We start from the raw sequence: 6,775 nt of genomic DNA, 5'->3' as shown, positions 1-6,775 counted from the left end.
AGCAGGTGCTTGTCCTAAATGTGGAATGGATTTAGTGCCAATGGAAGCAGATAGTTCAGCGGAAGAGAAAACCTATAAAAAATTATTAAAGAAGTTTAAAATTGCAGTTGTTTTTACATTGCAAATTTTCTTAATCGCAATGAGCGAAATGTTGACCAATAATCCATTGTATGACATCATGGAACAAAAATATTGGAATTGGATTCAATTCGCATTATCAATTCCTGTCGTGTTTTATGCAACATGGATGTTCTTTGAACGTGCCTATAAAAGTATAAAAACGTGGAATCTTAATATGTTTACACTTATTGGAATAGGTGCAGGTGTAGCTTGGTTATTTAGTGGTTTTGGTATGTTTTTTCCAGATATTTTTCCAAGTCAGTTCAAAACGGAATCTGGAGCAGTACACGTTTATTTTGAAGCAGCAACCGTCATTCTAACATTGGTGCTTTTAGGTCAACTTTTAGAAGCTCGTGCGCATAGTAAAACCAATTCAGCAGTAAAAGAATTATTAAAGCTAGCACCCAATAAAGCTATAAAAGTGGTAGATGGCGAAGATGTTGAAGTAACCATCGATGCTATTGAATTAAATGATATTCTAAAAGTAAAACCAGGAGATAAGATTCCTGTGGATGGCTCGATAACAGAAGGAGATACAACCATTGATGAGTCAATGATTACTGGAGAGCCAATTCCTGTTAATAAAACAGTAAATGATAAAGTAAGCAGCGGAACCATAAATGGTAATCAATCTTTTTTAATGAAAGCTGAAAAAGTGGGGAGTGATACACTACTCTCTCAAATCATCCACATGGTTAACAATGCCAGTAGAAGTCGTGCGCCAATTCAAAATTTAGCCGATAAAGTATCAGGTTATTTCGTGCCTGTTGTGGTCATTATCTCTTTATTAACTTTTGCAGTTTGGGCAATTTGGGGACCAGAACCAGTTTATGTTTATGCGTTTGTAAATGCTATCGCTGTTTTGATAATAGCCTGTCCTTGCGCTTTAGGATTGGCAACACCTATGTCTGTAATGGTTGGTGTTGGTAAAGGTGCTCAAAATGGTGTATTAATTAAAAATGCTGAAGCACTTGAAAAAATGGATAAGGTTACTACACTAATTGTAGATAAGACAGGAACAATTACCGAAGGAAAACCAACCGTTGAAACAATAGGCTCTTTTGATGCTGATTTTAGCGAAAGTGACATTCTGAAATATATTGTTTCATTGAACAAAAACAGCGAACATCCATTGGCAGAAGCAACCGTTAAATATGGAAAGGAACAAAACGCTGAAATTTTAAATTCAGAAGCATTTAGTGCAGTTACAGGTAAAGGAGTAGAAGCTACTATTAAAAATAAAAAGGTGGCATTAGGAAATCCTAAGATGATGGATTATGCCAATGCTGAGATAACCTTGCAGATGGAAGAAGAAGCTAAAGTATATCAGAAACAAGGGAAAACAGTTTCTTATTTATCAATAGATAAAAAGGTTACTGGTTATGTAGTAATAGGCGATAAAATTAAGGAAACTAGCGCCAAAGCCATCAAGGAACTTCAAGACAAAGGTATTGAAGTCATCATGTTAACAGGCGATAATCACGACACAGCACAAGCAGTAGCAACAGAATTAAATCTTACAGATTTTAAAGCAAGTATGTTGCCTGAGGATAAACTCAAGGAAGTAGAGAAACTACAAGAAAAAGGAAAAGTTGTTGCTATGGCAGGCGATGGTATTAATGACGCACCAGCACTTGCTAAAAGTGATGTAGGTGTCGCAATGGGTACAGGAACAGATGTAGCTATAGAAAGTGCTATGATAACCTTGGTAAAAGGAGATTTACACGGTATTGTTAAGGCAAGAAATTTAAGCGATGCTGTAATGAAGAACATTAAACAGAATCTGTTTTTTGCACTTATCTATAACACGTTAGGTGTGCCGATTGCAGCAGGTGTTTTGTTCCCATTCTTCGGAATTTTACTTTCGCCCATGATTGCTGCATTAGCAATGAGTTTTAGTTCGGTTTCGGTTATCGTCAACGCTTTAAGATTAAGACATATTAAAATTTAAAAAAATGTTCAAAACAGTTTTCAAAATATCAAAAATGGATTGTCCTTCAGAAGAAAATCTGATTAGGATGAGGTTATCTGATATTGATGGTGTCAAGCAACTTGACTTTGATTTAGAGGAAAGGACTCTAACTATTTTTCATATTAACGGAGTCAATCCTATTGAAAAAGCTATCAATGAATTAAGCCTGAATGAAATTAAATTAAGTACAGAAGAAACGGACATCGTTCTTAATGAATCTCAAACAACTCAGTCCAAACTTTTATGGACAGTTCTAATAATTAATTTCGTGTTTTTTGTTATTGAAATGAGTACAGGTATAATTTCAAAATCAATGGGTTTAGTGGCAGATAGTTTAGATATGCTTGCAGATTCATTTGTGTATGGATTAAGTCTTTTAGCGGTTGGCGGAACGGTTTTAAAAAAGAAACGCATTGCAAAATATGCAGGCTATTTTCAGATAACACTCGCTACGATTGGCATTGTTGAGGTTATTCGTAGGTTTTTAGGTTTTGAGGCTTTACCTGTATTCTCTACAATGATTATCGTTTCAATTTTTGCTTTAATAGCTAATGGTATTTGTCTATACTTATTGCAGAAATCTAAAAGTACAGAAGCGCATATGCGTGCAAGTATGATATTTACTTCTAACGATATTATTATCAATGTAGGAGTAATAATTGCAGGATTATTGGTGAATTGGTTAAACTCTGGGTTACCAGATTTAATAATAGGTATAATAGTTTTTGCATTGGTAATTCAAGGTGCTTTAAGGATTTTAAAATTGAGTAATTAAAATATAATAAAATGAAAAAATATATAATTTATATCGGAATATTAGCAGTTGGATTGCTATTAGGGTGGTTCCTTTTTGGAGGTTCATCTAATACAGAGACAGAACATAATCACGATGAAGTAACTGAAACAAATCGAATGTGGACGTGTTCTATGCATCCACAGATTATGCAACCAGAAGCTGGCGATTGCCCAATTTGCGGTATGGATTTAATTCCTGCGGAAAGTAGTTCTGAAGGATTATTAGCAGACCAATTCAAGCTTACAAAAAACGCTATGGCATTGGCAAACATTCAAACGTCAATTGTTGGCAATGGTAAAACAGAAGATAATACCATTAAATTATCAGGAAAAGTTGTAGAGAATGAAGAAGCTAATGCAGTTCAAGTCAGTTATTTTTCAGGAAGAATAGAACGTTTAAATGTAAGTTTTACAGGCGAAGAAATAAGAAAAGGACAGTTATTGGCAACTATTTACTCGCCAGAATTATATGCTGCGCAACAAGAACTCATTACAGCAGCTTCATTAAAGGAATCACAACCTGGATTATACAAGGCGGTTCGTAATAAATTGAAGTTATGGAAGCTCTCTGGTAATCAAATCAATCAGATTGAAGAAACAGGAAAAGTAAAAGAAAACTTTCCGGTATATGCAACCGTTTCAGGTACAGTTTCACAAAAATTGGTCGAACAAGGCGATTATATCAAACAAGGTCAACCGTTACTGAAAATTGCAAATCTCAATACGGTATGGGCTAATTTTGATGTATATGAAAATCAAATTGATTTATTTAAAAAAGGTCAAGCTATTTCTATAACTACTAATGCAAATGCTAATGCAGTATTTAAAGCTAAAGTAGATTTTATAGATCCAGTATTAGATACCAGAACAAGAACGGTGAAATTAAGAGCAGTACTTAATAATAAAGATGATGTATTTAAACCAGGAATGTTTGTTGAAGGAAAAATTAAAGGAATGACTTCAGGTAAAGAAGAAGTGTTGACTATTCCATCAACAGCAGTTTTATGGACAGGAGAACGTTCTGTTGTCTATGTAAAAACAGACCCTACTCAACCAATTTTCGAAATGCGCATTATTACATTAGGTAATCAAATTGGCGATAATTATGAGGTGTTAGAGGGTTTGAAAATTGACGATGAGATAGTAACAAATGGAACATTTACCGTTGATGCAGCAGCCCAATTACAAGGCAAAAAATCAATGATGAATAAAGAAGGTGGTAAAGTTATGACTGGTCATGAAGGACATCTTGGAATGGAGAAGAATTCTTCAGTAAATAATGAGAATCATTCTAATATGAATGAGAGGATAAAAGTGTCTAAGGGCTTTCAGAATCAATTGAAAATAGTTTTTAATGATTATATCAAATTAAAAGACGCTTTAGTTAAAGATGATACTAATAACGTAATAACAGAATCAAAAAGACTATTGGATAATTTATCTAAAGTTGATATGAAGCTATTAAGGGATAAAGAGGCTCACGGTCATTGGATGTCTTTAGAAAAAGAAATAAAAGCATCGGCAAAATCAATTTCAAGCACATCAAATATTGAATCACAACGAAATCATTTTAAGCACCTCTCATCACATTTAATTAGCACGATTCAGACCTTTGGTATCAATGAAAAAGTCTTTGTTGAGTTTTGTCCGATGGTAGATGATAATAATGGTGCATACTGGTTGAGCAGGGAAGAAAAAGTAATCAACCCATATTTTGGTGGTGCAATGCTAACCTGTGGAGAAATAAAACAAGTAATAGAGTAATATAAATCAAATAATAACAATTAAATTTTAAAACAATGAAAAAAGTAATTTTAAGTGTAGCTTTAGTAATGGCTATAGGTTTAACAAGTTGTAAAAACGAAACCAAGCAGGAAACAACAGAAACAAAAACGGAAGTATCTAAAGATATGGCTATGGCAGACATGTCTTTTGGTGTTAGAGGTAATTGCGGAATGTGTAAAAAAACCATCGAAAAAGCGGTTAACAAAGTTGAAGGAGTTGCTAGTGCAAATTGGGATGTCAATAAAAAGAAAATTGACGTGTTTTTTGACAATAGTAAAACAGATGCAATGGCAATCCATAACGCAATTGCAGCATCAGGTTATGATACAGAAAAAGTAGCAGGTAGTGAAGAAGCCTATAAGAATTTACCAGGGTGTTGTCAATACGACCACGAAATGTTAATGAATAAAAATAATTAAATTAGATTTCGGATTGATGATTTTCAATAAAAATTGATTGTCGTAGTTTTTTAATTTTAGTACTATTGCAAGAATGCACAAATATTTAAGCACGTATTATTTGAAAAAATTTCTTTACATAATTGTCATGCTTCCATGGCTCATATTTTCACAGATCAAATTAGAAGGTATTGTACTGGAAGCAAATATTAATAATGAAACCATTTATTTAACTGGAGCTAATGTTTACTGGCTGAATACGGAGGTTGGAACAGTTACTGATATTGATGGCGCCTTTACGATTCCATATAAATCAGTTTACAAAAAATTAGTAATTAGTTATGTTGGTTTTAAAACAGATACGTTAACCATTGCCAAACCAAAAAAGGTGCAACATTGGCTGCAACCAACAGATAATTTGGATGCTGTGTTGTTGAAATCAAGAAAGCAAACCATGGCAAAATCGTACTATAAAGCCACAAATGTTATAAACGTGAGTAGCGATGAATTGTTAAAAGCAGCATGCTGTAACTTGTCTGAAAGTTTTGAAACTAACCCATCCATCGATGTTAATTTTGCCGATGCCATTACAGGAACGCGTCAAATAAAAATGTTAGGATTAACAAGTCCTTATATTTTAATAGCTACCGAAAATATTCCATCTATTCGTGGTGCATCACAAGCTTATGGTTTAAGTTTTATTCCAGGAACTTGGGTAGAGAGTATTCAAATTACAAAAGGCGCGGGGAGCGTGGTTAATGGTTTTGAGAGTATTGCAGGTCAAATTAACGCAGAATTGGTAAAGCCCGCAACAGATAATAAATTATTTGTGAATTTATACGGCGCATCGAGTGAACGACTAGAGTTGAATACTCATATTAACACTAAGGTGAATAGAAAATGGCATACGGGTTTGTATTTACATGGAAACACACATAATGAAGAACACGATGTGAATAATGATGGTTTTCTGGATATGCCAAAATTCAAGCAGATTAATTTAATGAACCGGTGGCAATATGTTGATACTGAAAAAGGGTTTGTAAGTTTTATCAATTTAAAGTTTTTAAATGATGAAAAGCAAACCGGGCAAATAGGTTTTAATCCTGATACAGATAAGCTTACCACAAACAGTTGGGGAAGTGAAATTGACACCAAACGTTACGAAGTGTCAGGGAAATTCGGGTATGTAAATCCAGATATTCCTTGGCAAAGTATTGGGGTGCAAACCGCGTTTAGTAAGCATAACCAAGCATCTTATTTTGGTTTAAACAGGTATGATATTGAGCATAATAGTTTATACGCCAATGCTATTTATAACTCCATTATTAGCGATTCTAGACATAAAATTAAAACAGGAATTAGTTATACTTACGATCATTATGATGAGTTAATTGAGGCTGGAAATTTAAATTCAGATTTTGAAAGAACTGAAAACTCGGTTGGAGGTTTTTTTGAATATAGTTTTGATAATCTGGAATTATTTAACCTTACCGCTGGACTTCGAATTGACCACCATAATTTATTAGATACATTCGTAACACCGCGGGTTCATGCACGATATTCACCCTGGAGCAAATCGGCATTTAGAGCATCTTTTGGAAGGGGAAAACGAAGTGCTAATATTTTCACCGAAAATCAGCAGTTGTTTTCTACATCAAGGCAAATTAGTATTTTGAATTCTGGCGGGTCGGTTTATGGGTTA

At 34.0% G+C, this 6,775-nt stretch carries 5 protein-coding genes; all 5 read left to right on the top strand.

Translation table 11 applies throughout. The features are described from left to right. A partial coding sequence (locus WBN21_RS12990; RefSeq protein ID WP_424200946.1) for a copper-translocating P-type ATPase occupies positions 1-2,071 on the top strand: 2,071 nt, incomplete at its 5' end. Between the two features lie 4 nt (positions 2,072-2,075). Beyond that, positions 2,076-2,867, top strand: coding sequence for a cation transporter (locus WBN21_RS12985; RefSeq protein ID WP_424200944.1), 792 nt, complete (start codon positions 2,076-2,078; stop codon positions 2,865-2,867). Between the two features lie 11 nt (positions 2,868-2,878). Continuing rightward, positions 2,879-4,651, top strand: a complete 1,773-nt coding sequence (locus tag WBN21_RS12980; protein WP_424200942.1) for an efflux RND transporter periplasmic adaptor subunit — start codon at positions 2,879-2,881, stop codon at positions 4,649-4,651. A gap of 35 nt (positions 4,652-4,686) precedes the next feature. Further along, a complete protein-coding gene (locus WBN21_RS12975; protein WP_424200940.1) occupies positions 4,687-5,091 on the top strand; it encodes a heavy-metal-associated domain-containing protein in 405 nt (134 codons plus the stop codon). Positions 5,092-5,191: 100 nt separating this feature from the next. After that, the coding region (locus tag WBN21_RS12970) for a TonB-dependent receptor domain-containing protein (RefSeq protein ID WP_424200938.1) at positions 5,192-6,775 on the top strand (1,584 nt) is incomplete at its 3' end.

The organism is Algibacter sp. (assembly GCF_049667265.1).
GTDB lineage: Bacteria > Bacteroidota > Bacteroidia > Flavobacteriales > Flavobacteriaceae > Algibacter_B.
Note: the sequence above shows the minus strand (reverse complement) of the source record. Positions and strands in the feature narration are given on the sequence as shown.